4 protein-coding genes are annotated in these 18,566 nt (G+C 73.6%); all 4 read right to left on the bottom strand.

Going from position 1 to position 18,566, the window contains the following annotated elements:
- A partial coding sequence (locus FHX82_RS35725) for a cytochrome P450 family protein (protein ID WP_512698872.1) occupies positions 1-531 on the bottom strand: 531 nt, incomplete at its 3' end.
- Between the two features lie 164 nt (positions 532-695).
- Entirely contained in the window at positions 696-905 is a 210-nt protein-coding gene (locus FHX82_RS35720) for an MbtH family protein (RefSeq protein ID WP_145935255.1), read from the bottom strand.
- Positions 906-916: 11 nt separating this feature from the next.
- On the bottom strand, positions 917-6,487 hold the full coding sequence (locus FHX82_RS35715; RefSeq protein ID WP_145935256.1) for a non-ribosomal peptide synthetase: 5,571 nt from the start codon (positions 6,485-6,487) through the stop codon (positions 917-919).
- A 19-nt stretch (positions 6,488-6,506) separates the two neighbouring features.
- Complete coding sequence (locus FHX82_RS35710) at positions 6,507-18,554, bottom strand: non-ribosomal peptide synthetase (protein ID WP_145935257.1); 12,048 nt, start codon at positions 18,552-18,554, stop codon at positions 6,507-6,509.
- Positions 18,555-18,566 lie beyond the last annotated feature (12 nt).

Genomic DNA, 18,566 nt, shown 5'->3' with positions numbered 1-18,566 from the left:
GCTGGCGAGCAGGGTGCGCGACAGCTCCACCTGGTCGTCCCGCGGAATGCCGAGGAAGTCGCAGGTCGCCGTCGTCGCCACGGGCCACCCGAAGTGCGGGACGAAGTCCAGCGGGCCGCCGATGGCCTCGACCGCGTCCAAAGTGTCCTCGACGATCCGCTCGACCTGCGGCCGGAACCGCTCCATCCGCCGGGCCGTGTACGCCGGCGCCACCGTGCGGCGGATCCGCGTGTGTTCCGGCGGGTCGTAGTTCGTGAGGAAGCCGGGCCAGACGATGCCGCTCGCGGTCCCGCCCCACAGCAGCCGGGAGCTGAACTTGTCCGAACCGAGCACCTGCCGGACCTCGTCGTACCCGGTGGCCAGCCACGCCGTCCGTCCGCCGGGCGGTTCCTCGGTGCCCAGTTCGGTCATGGGCCCCTCGGCCATCAGCGCACGCAGCCGCGGTACCGGGTCGAACCGGTCCCGCCGGTGCAGCGCCGAGGCCAGTACCACGTTGATCTCCTCGAACGTGGTCAGCGGGCCGTCGTCCATCAGGGAGCGGACCAGCGGCTCCGGACCGTCCCGGGCGACGTCGATCTCCTCGGACACTGCACGGGTCCTTTCCTCATCCGGAGGGATGTTCCGGGCCGGGCGGACGGGCGTCGAGCTCGTCCAACCGTCCGCATCGAGCGGCTGGACACCACCGCTCGGCCGCCTCAGCCGCCGAGCTCCTCGATCAGGCTCTTCGGCCGCAGGTCGGTCCAGTTCTCCTCGACGTAGGCGAGGCACTCCTGGCGGCTGGCCTCGCCGTGGGCGCGGGTCCAGCCGGCCGGTACCTCGGCGAAGGCGGGCCAGAGCGAGTGCTGGCCCTCGTCGTTGACGAGCACGAAGAAGGAACCGTCTTCGTTGTCGAACGGATTGGTCATCGTTTGTCCTTTCACACTGCCGGCCGGGGCCGGAGCTTCTCGGCGACGATGGCCCCGATCTGGGCCAGTGCCGCGGGTTGCACCATGTCGTAGTGGTCGGTCCGGATCTCGTGGTGCTCGATGGTGCCGGGGGTGAGGCTCTTCCAGCTGGCGATCGCCTCCGCCGCGGGCAGGTGCGCCGGCCGGTCCACCGTGGCGACGAAGAGCAGGACGTCGCTGGTGAAGGGCGCGGGGGTGTGCGTCGGCCCGACCTTCCACAGGTTCCGCATCACCGCTTCCAGGCGGCCCCGGGCGCCGGGCCCGTCGACCATCCCGCCGGCCAGCTCCAGTTCCTGCTGCTTCCGCTTTTCGAGGGCTTCTTCGTCGTGCAGGCTGTTGGCGGTCCGTCCCATGTAGACGGGATAGGCGTCGAGCAGGGCGAGCAGGCCGATCTCCTCCCCCGCCGCTTCGAGCAGCACGGCCATCGCCTGCGCGATCCGGCCGCCGAGGGACCAGCCGAGGAGGTGGTACGGACCATTCGGCTGCACGGTGCGGATCTGCGCGACGTAGTCGGCCGCCATCTCCTCGACGCTGCCGGGCAGGGGTTCGGTGCGGGCCAGGCCGCGCGCCTGCACCCCGTAGACCGGCTGGTTCGCCGGCAGGTGCCGCGTCAGCGGGGCGAAGTTCCAGCTCAGGCCCCCGCTCGCGTGGACACAGAACAGCGGCGGGCGATCGCCGCCGGTCCGCAGCGGCAGCAGGATCTCGTAGTCACCCGTGACGGCCTTGACCGCGGCGCTCGGCCGCCGCCGCTCACCCACGACGACCAGTGCGCCGGAGGAGGACCGGCGGGCGAGCAGGCCCGTCCGCACCATCCGGTGCCCCGCTGCCCCGAACGGACAGGGCAGGCTCGGCTGTCCGGCTGTGCCCGCGTCGACGGCCGGGCCGGTGACGTAGAGGTCGCCCACGGCACCGGGAGCGACGGGGCGCCGCAGGTCGTCGAGCACGAGCACGCCGAGCGGGCCGTCCCCGGCCAGGCCGGCGACCGCCGGGGGCACGGCCCCGGACCACTTCGCCGGGGTCACGACGGCGCGTCCGCGTTCGGTGTCGTCCAGGAAGAGGTCCAGGTCGCTGACGCGCCGCCCCGGGTCCTCCGCCACCTGTTCCAGGACGCGGACCAGCCGCCGGGCCAGCGACTCGGCCGTGGCCCGGTCGAACAGGTCGGTGGCGTAGTGGAGGGAGCCCTCGATGCCGCCGGGGTTGTCCTCCTCGTCGCGGCGTTCGGTGAGCCGGAAGGAAAGATCCAGCTCGACGGCCTCGGGTCCGCCGGGTTCGACGCTGGTGCGCAGGGCGGGCAGCTCCGCCGCGTCCCACGCGCCGAGATCCTCCTCGCTCACCTCCAGACCCACCTGGAACACGGGGTGGCGCGACAGCGAGGCCGGCAGGTCCAGCAGCTCGGCGATCCTTTCGAAGGGCACGTCCAGGTTCTGGCGGGCGGCCCGGACCGTCTCCTGTACCCGGGCGACGACGTCCAGGAAGGCCGGGTCGCCCGAGACGTCCGTGCGCAGGGCGAGCGGCCGGGCGAACGGGCCGATCATCGGCTCCAGGTCGATGAGGTCCTCGTCCCGGGGCAGCGTCGTGCCGATCACCAGGTCGTGGCCCGCGCCGGACTGGGCCAGGAGCATGGCGAGCGCGGCGTGCACCACTGCGAACGCGTCCGCGCCGGCGGGAGCCACCGCCTCCGCCAGCCGGGCGTGCGGGCCCGCGTCCAGCCGCAGTGCGACCGCACCGGCCCGCCGCGACGGGACGGCCGGGCGCGGGCGGTCGAACGGGAGCACCGTCTCCCCGTCGATCCCGGCCAGGGTGTCCCGCCAGAAGCCGATCTGTTCGCCGATCAGGCTGTCCTGTTCGCCCTCGTCCGCGAGCAGCCGCCGCTCCCAGATCGCGTAGTCGGCGAACTGCAGGGCCAGCGGCGCCCGCTCCGGGGCGCGGCCCGCGCGCCGCGCGCCGTACGCGGCCGCCAGGTCGCGGAAGAACACGTCCATCGAGTCGTCGTCGGCGGCGATCCGGTGGGCCTTCACGTACAACACGTGCTCCCGCTCCGAGAGCTCGAAGAGGCGGAACCGCCACGGCAGGTCCCGGGTGAGGTCGAAGGCCTTCGCGCGCCGCTGGGCGAGCACCCCGGGAAGGTCCTCCTCGGTGACCGGGGTCGGCGGCAGCTGGACCGCCACGCCCTCGCGGATGTCCTGGTGCACGCTCTGCGCGTCGCCCGGGAACGCGGTCCGGAGGATCTCGTGCCGGGCCACGACGTCGCTGATCGCCGCCTCCAGCGCGGGCACGTCCAGCCGGCCACGCAGGCGCAGCGCGACCGAGAGGTGCAGGCCGGCCGTCTCCTCCCCGAGCTGGGCCAGCAGCCAGGCGCGGTGCTGCCGGGCGGTGAGGGGCACCCGGTCCGGCCGCGGCACGGCTTCCAGCGCGGGGCGTGACTTCGCGGCCAGCGCCCGGGCGACACCCGCGGGTGTCGGCGAGGAGAACAGCTGCCGGATGGGCAGATCCGCGCCGAGCTCCTCGCGGATCCGGGCGATGAGCCGCATGGCCAGCGCCGAACTTCCGCCCAGGTCGTGGAAGGCGTCGTCGACCCCCACCTGGTCGATACCGAGGATCTCGGCGAACAGCGAGCACAGCACCTTCTCGGTCTCGCTCTCCGGCGCCTTCTCCGGCACGTGTCCCGCGAGGTCCGGAGCGGGCAGGGCCCGGCGGTCCACCTTGCCGTGGGGGGTGACGGGCAGGCCGGGCAGGGCGATGACCGCCAGGGGGACCATGTAGGCGGGCAGGACCAGGGCCAGCTGCCGGCGGATCTCCTCCGCCCCGGCGTCCGTGCCGTCGGAGACGAAGTAGCCCACCAGGCGCTTTTCGCCCGGCTGGTCCTCCCGTGCCACGACGACTGCCTCGACCACCCCGGGCTGGGCCGCCAGCGCGGCCTCCACCTCGCCCAGCTCCACCCGGTAGCCGCGGATCTTCACCTGGTCGTCGGCGCGGCCGAGGAACACGACCTCGCCGTCGCGGTTCCAGCGCGCCAGGTCTCCGGTGCGGTACATCCGGTCGCCCGCCAGGAACGGGCACGCGACGAACCGCTCCGCCGTCAAGCCCGGGTTGCCGAGGTATCCGCGTGCCAGACCGGTTCCGGCGAGGTACACCTCACCGACCACGCCCGGCGCGACCGGCCGGAGGAAGGCGTCGAGGACGTAGACCCGGCGGTTGGTCATGGGACGGCCGATCGGCAGCTCCCGCCCGAGCACCTCGCCGGGCTCGATCGGCTTCCACGTCGCGCACAGCGTCGTCTCGGTGGGCCCGTAGGTGTTGCGCACCCGCAGCCCGGGCTGGGCTCGCCGCAGGTTCTCCACCGACTGCAGCGGAACCACGTCCCCGCCGGTGCCGACCTCGGTCAGGCCCGTGAAGCACTCCGGGGACGTTTCCGCCAGGGCGCGGAAGGCACCGGCGGTGAGGTGGACGAACGTCGCGCCTCGTTCGACGGCCTGCCGTACCCCGCCCGCGTCCAGCACCCCCGGCTCGGTGAGCAGGACCCGGGCGCCCGTGGCGAGCGGCACCCACATCGCGTAGAGCGACGGGTCGAAGACGTGCGTCGCGTGCATCAGCACGCCGTCGCCGGGACCGATCTGCCAGCCCGCGTCACCCGCCAGGCCCGCCACCGCCCCGTGCGGGATGCCCACGCCCTTCGGGAGGCCGGTGGAGCCGGAGGTGTACATGACGTACGCGAGGTCGTCCGCGCCCGGCTGGAACTCCGGTGGCGTGGCGGGGTGTTCGCCCACGGCCGCCCGGGTCTCCGGCGCGTCGAGGACGATCGCGTTTCCCGGTGCGGCCCCCTGGGTGGCCTGCGTGCAGACGACTGTCGAGGCCCCGGAGTCGGCGAGCATGAACGCGATCCGCTCGGCCGGGTACTCGACGTCCACCGGGACGTACGCGGCGCCCGCCTTCCAGATCGCCAGGAACGCGATCAGCAGGTCCGGCGACCGGTCCATGGCGACCCCGACCCGGTCGCCACGGCCGACGCCACGGCCGGCGAGGTGGTGAGCCAGCCGGTTCGAGGCCGTCTCGACCTCGGCGTAGGTCAGGTCCGCGCCGGCGGCGTCGGTGATCGCCACCGCGTCCGGCGCCGCGGCGACCCGCCGCGCGAACAGCTCGACCACGGACTTCCCCGGCACCGGGCCCTCGGTCGCGTTCCACTCGTCCACCACCAGCGCGCGCTCGGCGTCACCGAGCAGCGTCAGCCTGCCGACGAGGACGTCGGGCTCGGTGACCAGCCGCTCCAGGACGCGGGCCAGCGCGCCCACGACCGACTCGGCGACCGTCCGGTCGAACAGGCCCCGGTCGTAGTCGAGGATGAGCGGCATCCGCTCGCCCGGCCCGGTGATCAGGGTGAACGGGTAGTGCGAGGAGTTGCGTCCCCGCCGCACCGGGTACAACACGAGGCCGCCGTCCCGCGCCTGGCCGAGCCCTGCGCGGGGGAAGTTCTCGTAGATGACGAGCGTGTCGAAGACCGCGCCGGGTCCGGCGGTGGCCTGCACGTCCTGCAGGCCGAGGTGCTGGTGCGCCATCAGCGCCGACTGGGTGCGCTGCAGCTCGGCGAACACCTCGACCACCCGCCGCCCGCCGTCGAGCCGGACGCGCACGGGCAGGGTGTTGAGCAGCTGGCCGATCATCGACTCCACCCCGGGCAGCTCCGCGGGCCGCCCCGAGGCGGTCGCGCCGAACACCACCTCGGTCCGGCCCGCGAGCTGCGCCAGCACGAGGGCCCACGCGCCCTGCAGGACGGTGTTGAGCGTGAGGTCGTTCCCGCGCGCCAGCCGGGCCAGGTCGTTCGTCAGCTCCGCGGGCAGCTCGACCACCACGGTGTCGATGTCCGGGACGCGGGCCGGATCGACCGGGGCGACCGTGGTGGGGGTGTCCAGCCCGGCGAACTCCTCCCGCCAGGCCACACGGGCCGCCTCCTTGTCCTGCCTGCCCAGCCACGCGAGGTAGTCCCGGTAGGACGCCGTCGCAGGCAGTCCGGACGCGTCCGCCCCCGCCGCGTAGATCGCGGAGAGCTCGCGGTGCATGATCGGCGCCGACCAGCCGTCCGTCAGCACGTGGTGGAGGGTGTGCACGAGCCGGTGGCGCTCCGGGCCGAGCCGGATCAGGTGCAGTTTCATCAGCGGCGCCACGTCGATGCGGAGCCGCTCGCCCAGCTCGTCCGCGGCCAGCCGGTCCACCTCGCTCTCGGCGAGGTCTTCGGGCAGCCCGGAAAGGTCCGTCTCGCGCCAGGGGAGCTCGGCGTCCCGCACGACGACCTGCACCATCTGCGCGCCGCTGACGTAGCGGAAACAGGCCCGCAGCGCGGCGTGCCGGTCCAGCAGCGCCTGCCACGACGCCTTCAGCCGCGCGGCGTCCAGCGGGCCGTCGATGCCGTAGACGGACTGCACCGTGTAGGTGTCCGGCCCGTCCCCGTCGAGGGCGGTGTGGTAGAGCATCCCCTCCTGCAGCGGGGAAAGGGGCCAGACGTCTTCCACGCTGGAGCGCGGCTTCGCTCGCGTGTCGTCAACGGTCACGATCTGCTCCTCAGTGTGGTCATTCACCGGTCAGCCCGGCCTCGAGTTGGTCCAGCTGGTCAGGGGAAAGGGCGACGAGCGGCGCTCCGGCGGGCTCCGGCACCGGGGCGGCCGCGCCCGCGGCCGGGACCTCCTTGACCAGCGCCGCCAGCCGTTCCGGCGTCTTTTCGTCGAACACCTGCCACGGGTCCAGCTCCAGCCCTTTCCGGCGGGCCCGGGCCGACAGCTGCATCGACGTGATCGAGTCGCCGCCGAGCTCGAAGAAGCTGTCGTCGGCGCCCACCCGTTCGAGGCCGAGCACGTCGGCGAACAGTGCGCACAGCCGCGCCTCCATGGCGGTGCGCGGCTCCCGCCCGGACGACATCCCGGCGAAGTCGGGGGCCTGCAGCGCCCGGTGGTCGACCTTGCCGTTCGGGGTCAGCGGCATCCGGTCCAGCGGCACGAACGCCGCGGGCATCATGTACTCCGGCAGACGCGTGGCCGCCAGCTCGCGGAGGGCGGGGACCAGCGCGCCGTTGCCGGCGTCGGCCGACGGCACGACGTACGCCACCAGCTGCTTCTCCCCCGGCCGGTCCTTCCGGACGGCGACCGCCACCTGGGCGACCCCGGGATGCTCCGCGAGCACGGCCTCGATCTCGGCGGGTTCGACCCGGTACCCGCGCACCTTGACCTGCGCGTCGGCCCGGCCGACGAAGAACAGCTGGCCGTCGGCGCTCCAGCGGAACCGGTCACCGGAGCGGTACATGCGGCCACCCGGCGAGAACGGGTCGGCGACGAACCGTTCCGCCGTCAGGCCGGGGCGCCCGAGGTAGCCGCGGGCGAGCCCGACGCCGGTGATGTAGAGCTCGCCGGCCACGCCCGGTGGCACCGGCTGCAGGAAGGCGTCGAGCACGTAGTGCCGCACGTTCCGGATCGGCCCGCCGAGCGGGACCACGTCGTGGCCCGGGGACAGCGGGGCACTCATCGTCGAGCAGATGGTCGTCTCGGTGGGCCCGTAGGCCTGGATCATCCGGCGCCCCGGCGACCAGCGGTCCACGAGCGCGGGCGGCAGCACCTCACCGCCCGTCAGCACGGTCTCCAGGCTGTCCGGCAGGTCGTCCTCCACCGCGAGCACGCTCGGCGACACGGTCAGGTGCGTGATCCCCCACCGCCGCAGGGTGTCGCCCAGCGTCACCCGGGGCGGCATGCTCTCCGCGGGTGGCAGCACCAGCGTCCCGCCCGCCAGCAGCGCCATGTAGAGCTCGGAGACGATGGCGTCGAACCCGATGGCGGACAGCTGCAGAACCCGCGAGGACGACGTCACCCCCATGTGCTCGATGTGGGCGCGTGCCAGGTTGCCGAGCCCGGAGTGGGTGACCAGGACGCCCTTGGGCACCCCGGTCGATCCCGACGTGTAGATCACGTACGCCGCGTCGCCCGCGCCGACCGCCGGCAACACGACCGCCGGATCGGCGGCGGGCAGCTCGTCCAGCACCAGCACCGCGCCCGGGAACTCCGCCGGCACGATCGCCCGGGTCCCGGCGGTGCACACCAGCACCTCGGGCGCCGAGTCGGCCAGCATGTACTCGATCCGCTCGCGCGGGTAGTCCGGGTCGACCGGGACGAACACCCCGCCGGCGAACGACACCCCCATCAGCGTCACCGCCAGCTCCACCGAGCGCCCCACCAGGACCGCCACGCGGGTCTCCCGCCGCACGCCCAGCCCCGCGAGCACCCGCGCCAGTGCCTCCACCTCGGCCAGCAGCCCGCCGAACGTCAGGTTTCCCGCCGCGTCCAGCACCGCGACCGCGTCCCGCGACCGCGCCACCTGCCTGCGGAACAGCACCGGCAACGCCTCGGGTTCGAAGGGCACCTCGGTCCGGTTCCACTCCTGGACCACGAGACGCCGCTGCTCCGGGCCGATCAGGCCGATCCGCCCCACCGGCACCCGCGGCTCGGCCACGACCTGCTCCAGTGCCCGGAGGATCGCCGCGCGCATCTCCTCGACCTGCGTCCGGTCGAACGCGTCCGGGCGGAAGACGAGGTCGCCGCGGACACGGCCGCCTTCGGACGCCCGCAGGGACAACGGATAGTGCCCGTAGTGCCCGCTGTCGCTCGGCACGCCCGCGGGGCGCATCGAGAGCGCGTCGGGGTCCTCGGACGAGCGTGGCGGGCGAGGGTAGTTCTCGAACAGCACGAGCGTGTCGAACGCCGCGCCCGGACCGGCGACGTGGTTGATCTCGGCCAGCCCGATGTGCTGGTGCGCCATCGTCGCGACCTGACGTTCCTGCAGGCCGGTCAGCATGTCGGCGAACGGTTCGGCGCCGGCCAGGCGGGCCCGGACCGGCAGCGTGTTGATGAACAGGCCGACCGCGGACTCGACACCGGGGATCTCGGGCGGGCGCCCGGCCACCGTGGTGCCGAAGACCACGTCGTCCCGCCCCGTCAGCCGGGCCAGGAGCAACGCCCAGATCGCCTGGAAGAGGCTGTTCATCGTCACGCCGTGGCGGCGGGTGAACTCCACCACCCGCCGGCTCTCCTCGTCGTCGAGCTCGAACGGCACGCGCTCGCGCTCGACGGGCGCGGTGATCGTTTCCGGCGGCACCACGTGGGTCGCCTCGTCGAGCCCCGCCAGCTCGGCCCGCCACGCCTCCCGGGCGGCCTCCTTGTCCTGGCGGGCGAGCCAGGTGAGGTAGTCGCGGTAGGAGGCCGGGGCCGGCAGGGCCCGGCCGTCACCACCCGACTCGTACACCGCCAGCACGTCGGCGGAGAAGATCGGCAGCGACCAGCCGTCGGCCGAGATGTGGTGCGACATGAGGATCAGCCGGTGCCGCCGTTCCCCGAGGCGGACCAGGTGCAGCCGCAGCAGCGGCGCCCGGGTCAGGTCGAACCGGTCGGCCTGCGCCTCCGCCGCGAGGCGCTCGAACTCCGCCAGCGCCTCGGCCTCGGGCAGGTGCGACAGGTCGGTCTCCCGCCAGGGCAGCGTCACCTCACGGGCGATCGCCTGCACGGCCTCGCCGGATTCGAGCTGGTGGAAACTCGCCCGCAGGGCGGCGTGCCGGTCCAGCAGGGTCTGCCAGGACGCGCGGAAACGGGCGACGTCCAGTGGGCCTTCGAGGGCGAGGGCGAGAATGCTCGCGTAGACCTCCGGGCCGCGCTGGTCGGCGGCGTGGAACAGCAGGCCTTCCTGCAACGGCGAGAGCGGCCAGAGGTCGAGCAGGCTCGGCACCGCGGCCTCGACCTCGTCCACGTCTCGCTGCGTCAGCGGGATGAGGGGGAAGTCCGACGGCGTGTGGCCGCCGGCGCCGTGCTCGACGTGGCCGGCCAGCGCGGTCAGCGTGTCCAGCCACGCCTTGCCGAGCGACTCCGCGTCGGCGTCGGCCAGGATCCGCCCGGCCCACGTCACGGTCAGCTCCAGCCGGGGCCCGCCCGGTTCGTCCAGCACCGCGGCGTCGATCTCCACGACGTGCCGCAACGGCAGGTTCTCCTCCGCCGCGCCGCCGATGGTGCCCACCTGCTGCCAGGGCTTCGGGTCACCCCCGGGCCCGGACGAGAAGCGGCCCAGGTAGTTGAAGCCGAACTGCGGGGACGGCAACGCCGCCAGGACCGGTCCGGTCTCGGCGTTGAGGTGGCGCAGCATCCCGTAGCCGAGGCCGCCGCCGGGCACGGCTCGCACGTTCTCCTTGACCTGCTTCAGCAGCTGACCGGGCGTGTCCGCTCCGGTCACGTCCAGCCGGAGCGGATGGACGTCGGTGAACCAGCCGACCGTGCGCGACAGGTCCCTGTCCTCGAGGGGCCGGCGGCCGTGGCCTTCGACGTCCACCACGACGGCGTCGCCGCCGCGCCAGCGCGCCACCGCGCCCGCCAGGGTGGCCAGCAGGACCTCGTGGACTCCACAGTGGAACGCCGAGGGAGCCTTCTCCACGAGCACGCTCGCGTCGTCCACGGTCCAGGACCTGCGTCCCGCGGTCGAAATGGTGTCGCGCGTGCGGTCCAGCTCGCCCAGCCGCGGTTGCGGGCCGTCGAGGATCGCCGTCCACGTCTCCAGTTCCACGGTCCGGCTGGCCGCCTGCTCGGCGAGCGTCCGCGCCCAGTGCCGGAACGAGACGTCCACCGGGTCGAGCGCCGAGGTGCCCTCGCAGGCCGCCCGCAGGTCTCCCAGCAGGATCCGCCAGGACACCGCGTCGACCACGAGGTGGTGCGCCACCACCACGAGCCGTCCGGCGCGGCCGGCACCCGCGTCCAGCCACACCGCCCGGATCATCACCCCGGCCGCGGGGTCCAGCCGGGTGGCCGTCTCCTGGGCGTGGCGCTCCGCGAGCTCGTCCAGGTCAGCGCTTCCGGCCTCGACGCGTTCGACCAAGCCCGCCGCGTCCACCGCTCCCCGGTCGGGGACGACGAGGCGGTCCGCGTCGATCCGGCTCCGCAGCAGGTCGTGGGTGTCGAGCACCGCGCGCAGCCCGGCCGTCAGCGTGGCCATCGACAGGTCGCCGGGCGTGCCCACGGTGACCCACTGCGCCATCGCGCCCCGGGTCAGCGCGCCGGGATCGCGTTCGAGTAGTGCCCGCACCACCGGCGTCCACGGGATCTCGCCGACGCCGTCGGCGAGGTCCGTCCGCGTCTCGGCGGCCGGTTCGGCGACGGCTGCGATGCCCGCCGGGGTCTCCTGCTCGAAGACGTCCTTCGCACCGAAGACGACACCACGGCGCCGCGCGCGGGCGGCCAGCTGCATCGACAGGATCGAGTCCCCGCCCAGCTCGAAGAAGCTGTCGTCGGCGCCGATCCGGTCCAGCCCGAGGATCTCGGCGAACAGTGCGCACAACACCCGCTCGGCCTCGGTGCGCGGCTCGCGCCCGGCCTGCTTCCCGGTGAACTCCGGGGCGGGCAGGGCCGCGCGGTCGATCTTGCCGTTGACCGTCAGCGGGAAGCGCTCCAGCACCACCACCGCGGCCGGCACCATGAACTCCGGCAGCCGCGCCGCGAGGTGCTCGCGGACCGCGGCGGGTTCCAGCTCCCCGTCCGCGGTCACGTAGGCGATCAGCCGCTTCTCGCCCGGCCGGTCCTCCCGCACCACGACGACCGCCTGAGCGACGCCGGGTACTTCGGCCAGCGCCACCTCGATCTCCGCGGGTTCGACGCGGTAGCCACGGATCTTCACCTGGGCGTCGGCCCGTCCGGCGAACAGCAGCTCGCCGGACCCGGTCCAGCGCGCCAGGTCGCCCGTGCGGTACAGCCTTCCGGCACCGAAGGGATTGGCGACGAACCGTTCAGCGGTCGCGCGGGGGGCGCCCTGATAGCCGTGCGCCAGCCCGGCACCGCCGAGGTAGAGCTCGCCGGTCACGTCCGGCACCACGGGCTGGAGGAACGGGTCGAGCACGTACACCTGCCGGCCGGCCAGCGGCGTACCGATCGGCAGCACGTCGCCCGTTTCCGCCCCCGGTTCGAGGAGGTGCCACGTGGCGCAGAGCGTGGCTTCGGTGGGGCCGTAGAGCTCCCGGACCCGGACCTCCGGGCACGCCTGGCGCAGCCGCGCCACGGAGGCGGCCGGGACCGCGTCGCCACCGGTCAGGACTTCCCGCAACCCGCTGAAGGACTCCGGCGCCTCCTCCGCCAGCGCACGGAAAGCCCCGGCGGTCAGGTGCACGGTGGTCACGCCGCGCGCGACCGCTTCCCGCAGCCGCCGCGCGTCGACCGCCCCCGGTTCCGCGACCAGCACGCGGGCTCCGTTGACCAGCGGCACCCAGATTTCGTACAGCGACGCGTCGAACGCGTGCGACGCGTGCAGCAGCACGCAGTCGCCGGCGCCGAGCGACCAGCCCGGGTCGCCCACCAGCGCTGCCACGCTGCCGTGCGGCACCGCGACGCCCTTCGGCACCCCGGTCGACCCCGACGTGTACATCACGTAGGCCACGTCGTGCGGCCCGGCCGCGAGCGGTGGCGCCTCCCGGGTCGCCGGCGCGTCCACGAGCACCGGCTGGACTCCGGCGGGCACCGCGTCGCGGGTCGCCTCCGCGCAGACCGCCACCGTCACTCCGGCGTCGGTCAGCATCCGCTCGATCCGTGCGGCCGGATAGTCCACATTGACCGGTACGTACGCGGCCCCGGCCTTCCAGACCGCGAGCAGTGCGACGAACAGGTCCGCGCCGCGGGCCAGCACCACACCGACGTGGTCCCCGCGCCGCACGCCCAGCCCCGCCAGGTGCCCCGCGAGCCGGTCCGACTCCCGGTCGAGATCCGCGTAGGACAGCGTGCGCCCGGAGTCCACGACCGCCACCGCGTCCGGCGCGGAGCTCACCCGCCGCCGGAACAGCTCCACCACCGACGGGCCGACCGGCAGCTCCACAGTGGACGATGTCGCGGGTTCGCTCGTCACGCGCAGCCGGCCCACGGGAAGCGAGGGCTGCGCCACCACCTGTGCCAGCACCCGCACGACCTGACCGGCGATCTCGGCGGCCGTTTCCCGGCGGATCCGGTCGGGCCGGTAGGACAGGTGGATCTGCAGGCGTTCCCCGGGAGTGGCGCTCATGGACAGCGGATAGGTGGTACCGGTCCGGGTGCGGATCGAGCTGATCGCGAGCCCGCCGTCGTCGCCGGGACCCGTGACGTCCCGCGGGAAGTTGACGGTCATCATGATGGTGTCGAAGACCGCGCCGGTTCCGGCGGCCTTCTGGATCTCCTGCAGCCCCAGGTACTGGTGCTCCGTCAGCGCCGACTGGCGCCGCTGCAGGTCGTGGAGCAGCTCCAGCACCGGCGTGCCGCCGTCGAGGCGCACGCGGACGGGGACGGTGTTGATGAACATCCCCACCATGCGTTCCACGTCCGGCACGTCCGCCGGGCGCCCCGACACCACCGTCCCGAACACCACGTCCGTCCGGCCGGCCAGCCGCGCCAGCACCAGCGCCCACGCGCCCTGCACGATCGTGCTCAACGTCAGGCCGTGACCGCGGGCGAAGACATCGAGCTCGCGAGTGTCCTCTTCGGACAGCCATGCGGAGTGCTCGTCCGGCAGCACCATCGTCTTGCCGGCGTCGGCGTCCACCAGAGTCGGCTCGTCCACGCCGGCGAGCTCGGCCCGCCACGCCGACCGCGTCGCCGCCTCGTCCTGGCGGCTCAGCCACGCCAGGTAGTCCCGGTAGGTGGGGGCCGGCGACGAGCCCAGTGTCCCGGCGTAGGCGGCCGACATCTCCCCCAGGACGATCGGGGTCGACCAGCCGTCCATGAGCAGGTGGTGCGCGGTCACCACGAGCCGGTGCCGGTCCTCGCCCAGGCGGATCAGCAGCAGCCGCAGCAACGGCGCCCTGCTCACGTCGAACCGTTCCTGGTCCTCCGTGAGCAGGCGGTCGGCCTCCGCCGCCGCGGCCGCCTCGCCGAGGTGTGACAGATCCACCACGCGCCACGGGATGTCCACCTCGCCCACGACGACCTGCACCGTCTCGCCGGTGCCCAGCTGGTGGAAGCTCGTCCGGAGCGCCTCGTGCCGGGCGGCCAGCCGTTCCCACGCCGCCCGCAGCCGGTCCGCGTCGAGCGGCCCGTCGAGGTCGAGGATCCGCTGGCTCTGGTAGACGTCGACCCCGGCCTCGTCGAAGGCCCGCTCGAAGAGCATGCCCTCCTGCAAGGGTGACAGCGACCAGATGTCCGTCAACCCGGGCGCGGCGGCTTCCAGCTCCGTCACGTCCCGCTGCGTCACCTCGACGAGGTCGAAGTCGGACGGGGTGTGCCCGCCCGCGCCGGGGTAGGCCGCGAGGCCGCTCAGCGCCTCCAGCCACGCCTCGCCGATCCGCTCCACCGTGGCGGGATCGAGGCCGCGGCCGTCCACGCTGAGCCTCAGTCGCGGACCGGCCGGCGTGTCCTGCACGTCCGCGCCGATCTCCAAGGCGTGCGCCTGGATCTCGTCCGGACCGCCGCCGAGCGACCCTTCGCGCACCTGCCACGCGGTGTCCTCGGTGGCGCCGGCGCGGCCGAGGTAGTTGAACCCGATCTGCGGGGCCGGCAGCCCGGCCAGCCTGGCGCCGGTGTCGGGGTTGAGGTAACGCAGAAGGCCGTAGCCGAGCCCTTCGCCGGGGACCGCACGCACCTGTTCCTTCACGGTCTTCAGCAACTCCGCCGGCGACAGGTCCGCGCCGGAGACGTCGAGGCGGACCGGATGCACGCTGGTGAACCAGCCCACCGTGCGCAGCAGGTCCTCGCCGTCGGCGGCATGGCGCCCGTGGCTTTCCACGTCGACCAGCAGCGGCGCGCCGGCACCACGCCAGCGCGCCACCGCACCGGCCAGGCCCGCCAGCAGGACCTCCTGGACTCCACAGTGGAACGCACCCGGAAGGTGGGCCACGAGGCCGTTCGCCACGGCACCGTCCACTGTCGACGACCACGAGTGCGACCGTCCGGAGTGGACCTCCAGGAACGGCTCGGCGCCCGCCAGGACGTCGACCCAGTGGTCGAGCTCGGCGACGGTGCTCGCGCTGGTCGCCTGCTCGGTCAGCCGCCGCGCCCACTGCCGGTACGAGGTGGCCGGGGGTTCGAGGGCCGGGGTCCCTTCGTAGGCCGCGCGCAGGTCCGGCAGCAGGATTCCCCACGAGACCGCGTCGACCGCCAGGTGGTGCACCACGAACGCCAGCCGGCCCGGCTCGGCGTTACCGGCGTCCACCCACACGACTCGCGCCAGCGTTCCCGCCGACGGGTCCAGCATGCCGGCCGCCGTCCTGGCCTCGCGCTCGGCGATCTCGTCGAGGTTCCCGGACCCGGCCGCTCTCCGCGTCACCAGGCCGGCCGCCTCCACCCCGCCAGGTTCGGCCACCACCAGCCGTCCATCCGGCTCCACCCGTGCCCGCAGGAGATCGTGCACGTCCAGCACGGCTTGCAGGGCGGTCACCAGCGCGTCCCGGTCCAGGTCCGCCGGGGCGACGACGACCCTCGACTGCGCGAAACCGGGGCGCACCGCCGCGTCCCCGAGGGCACGCATCACCGGCGTCCACGGGATCTCCCCCACGCCGGAATCCCTTGTGGACCCTGGTGCCGCCGGGGCTTCTTGCGTGAGGGCCGCCAACCGCCGCGGGGTGCGGTGCTCGAACACCTGCCGCGGGGTGAGGGAAATGCGCTCCCGGCGGGCGCGAGCGGCCACCTGCATCGACGAGATCGAGTCCCCGCCCAGCTCGAAAAAGCTGTCCTCGGCCCCGACTCGCGCCAGACCGAGAACCTCGGCGAACACCCCGCACAGGATCCGCTCGGCCTCGGTGGCCGGCTCGCCACCGGTGGCCTTCGAGGTGAAGTCCGGTTCGGGCAGTGCCCGCCGGTCGACCTTCCCGTGGACCGTCAACGGCAACTCGTCCAGCACCAGGATCGCGGCCGGAACCATGAACTCGGGCAGCGTCCCGGCGAGCTGTTCGCGCAGCCGCACCGGGTCGATGTCCTGCCCCGCCTCGGCGACCACGTAACCGATCAGCTGACCGTCCCTTGTGGACACCACGGCCTGGCCGACGCCGGGCAGGCCACCGAGAACCGTCTCGACCTCGCCCGGCTCCACGCGGTAGCCGCGGATCTTCACCTGGTCGTCGGCCCGTCCGGCGAACACCAGCTCACCGCGATCCGTCCAGTACGCCAGGTCCCCGGTGCGGTACATCCTCCCGCCCGCTGAGAACGGGTCGGCCACGAACCGCTCGGCCGTCAATCCCGGACGACCGAAATATCCTTGCGCCACACCGCTTCCGGCGGCATACACCTCGCCCGTCACCCCGGCGGGCACGGGGCGCAGGAACGCGTCGAGGACGTGGACCCGCCGTCCCGGCAGCGGCCGTCCGATCGGCAGCACCGCCCCGGTCTCGTCACCCGGTTCGAGCAGCCACCACGTCGCGCACAGCGTGGCCTCCGTCGGGCCGTAGAGGTGGCGCACCCGCACGTCCGGGCACGTCCGCCGCACGCGCGCCACCGCCGTGGGCGGTACCGCGTCCCCGCCGGTCAGCACCTCACGCAGCCCGGCGACCGACTCCGGCGACTCCTCGGCCAGCACCCGGAAGGCACCCGCGGTCAGGTGCGCCGCCGTGACCCCACCGGCCACGTGACGCGCCAGCGCCTCGCCGTCCACCGCACCCGAACCGGCGAGCACCACCCGGGCGCCCGACAGCAGCGGCACCCACAACTCGAACAGGGAGATGTCGAACGCGTGCGAGGCGTGCATCAGCACCGCGTCTCCGGGTCCGATCCGCCAACCCGGCTCCCCGGCCAGCGCCGCGACGTTGCCGTGCGACACCGCGACGCCCTTCGGCGTTCCCGTCGAGCCCGACGTGTACATCACGTAGGCGGTGTCGTCAGCGGTCACACCGGCGGACAGGCGAGGGCACCGCGCCACCGCCTGCCGCGTTTCCGGGTCGTCCAGGACGATCGGGTCGAGTCCGGTGTCCAGCACGACGGCCCGGCGCGCGTCGTCGCACACCACTGCCGCCGGTTCGGCGTCCGCGAGCATGAACTTCACGCGCTCCACCGGATAGGCGGGATCCACCGGCACGTACGCCGCGCCCGCCTGCCACACCGCGAGCAACGCCGCGACCAGGTCGGGCGAGCGGTCCATCACCACGGCCACCCGGTCGCCACGGCGAACTCCCCGGCCACGCAGATATCCGGCGAGCCTTTCCGCGCGCTCGGCCAGCTCCCCGTACGACATCGTCCGGTCGGCACAGACGGCCGGCTCCCCGCGGCGGCGCTCCACCTGACGGGCGAACAGCTCCAGTGCGAGCGGCCGACCCTCCATAGTGGACCCGGTTCCCCAGTCCCGCACCAGCTCGCGCTCGGCCGCGGTCGTCACGTCGATTTCGGCCACGGTGACGTCGTGTGCTTCCGTCAACTCCCGCAGAATTCCCGTGAACCGCTCCACGACGGCGAGCGCGGTGGTCTCGTCGAAGAGCTCCGGCAGGTAGTCGAGCTTGACCAGCATCGACTCGCCCGGAACGGCGACCAGCGTCAGCGGGTAGTGCGCGGCTTCCCGGCCCTGGTGCACCCGGACACCGAAAGGGCGGGCGGAGTCCGGCCCGGCGGGCTCGCGGTGGAACTTCTCGAAGACGACCAGCGTGTCGAAGACGCCGCCAGGACCGGCCGCCTGCTGGATGTCCGCCAGCCCCACGAACTGGTCCGGGATGAGCGCCGACTGCCGTTTCTGCAGCTCCGCCAGCAGTTCGACGACCGGCGCCGAGCCACGCAACCGCACGCGCACCGGCACGGTGTTGAGGAACAGCCCCACCATCCCCTCCACGCCCGGCAGGTCCGGCGGGCGCGCCGACACCACCGCTCCGAACACCACGTCCGTGCGGTTCGTCAGCTGCGCCAGCACCAACGCCCACACGCCCCGCACGACCGTGTTCAGCGTCAGCCCGTGGCCGCGGGCCAGTTCGTCCAGCGCTCGCGTGAGGTTCGCCGGCAGCTCGGCCGTGACGCTCTCCGGCACGCCGGGCGCTCGCCCCGGATCGGCGGGCGCCACGAGCGTCGGCTCCTCGGCGCCCCGCAGTTCCGCCACCCACGCCGACAGCGCCCTGTCCTTGTCCTGCCGGCTCAGCCACGCGAGGTATTCCCGGTACGACGTGACTTCCGGCAGGTTCGCCGGGTCACCGCCGGCCGCGTACAGCAGCGACAGCTCGTCGAGCACGATGGGCATCGACCAGCCGTCCAGGATCGTGTGGTGGCAGGTCACCACGAGGCGGTGGCGGTGACCGGCGAGACGGATCAAGGTCAGCCGCAGCAGCGGCGCCTGCGCGAGGTCGAACCGCTTCGTCCGGTCCTCCTCGGCCAGCTCCCGCACGGCCTGCCCGGGATCGTCGAGGTGGGAAAGGTCGGCCACCCGCCACGGCAGCTCCACCTGCCGGGGGATGATCTGCACCGTCTCACCCGACCGGCGCTGCCGGAAGCAGGCCCGGAGCGGGGCGTGCCGGGCCAGCAGCGCCTCCCACGCCACGCGCAGCCTGTCCGCGTCCACGGGCCCGTCCAGGTCCAGGATCCAGTGTCCGATGTAGACGTCGTGCCCCTCGCCGTCGTAGACCGCGTGGAAGAGCAAACCGGCCTGCAGTGGCGACAGCGGCCAGATTTCCTCGATCCGCGACTGAGCCATCTATATCTCCCT

It is taken from the genome of Amycolatopsis bartoniae (genome assembly GCF_014191255.1).
In the GTDB taxonomy this organism is placed as follows: Bacteria; Actinomycetota; Actinomycetes; order Mycobacteriales; family Pseudonocardiaceae; genus Amycolatopsis_E; species Amycolatopsis_E bartoniae.
This window is presented reverse-complemented; position numbering and strand designations above follow the sequence as displayed.

What these genes read in the sequence shown, in the direction of transcription:
- FHX82_RS35710 (WP_145935257.1), bottom strand. Translation starts at nt 18,554, where the DNA reads ATGGCTCAGTCGCGGATCGAGGAAATCTGGCCGCTGTCGCCACTGCAG.
- FHX82_RS35720 (WP_145935255.1), bottom strand. Translation starts at nt 905, where the DNA reads ATGACCAATCCGTTCGACAACGAAGACGGTTCCTTCTTCGTGCTCGTC.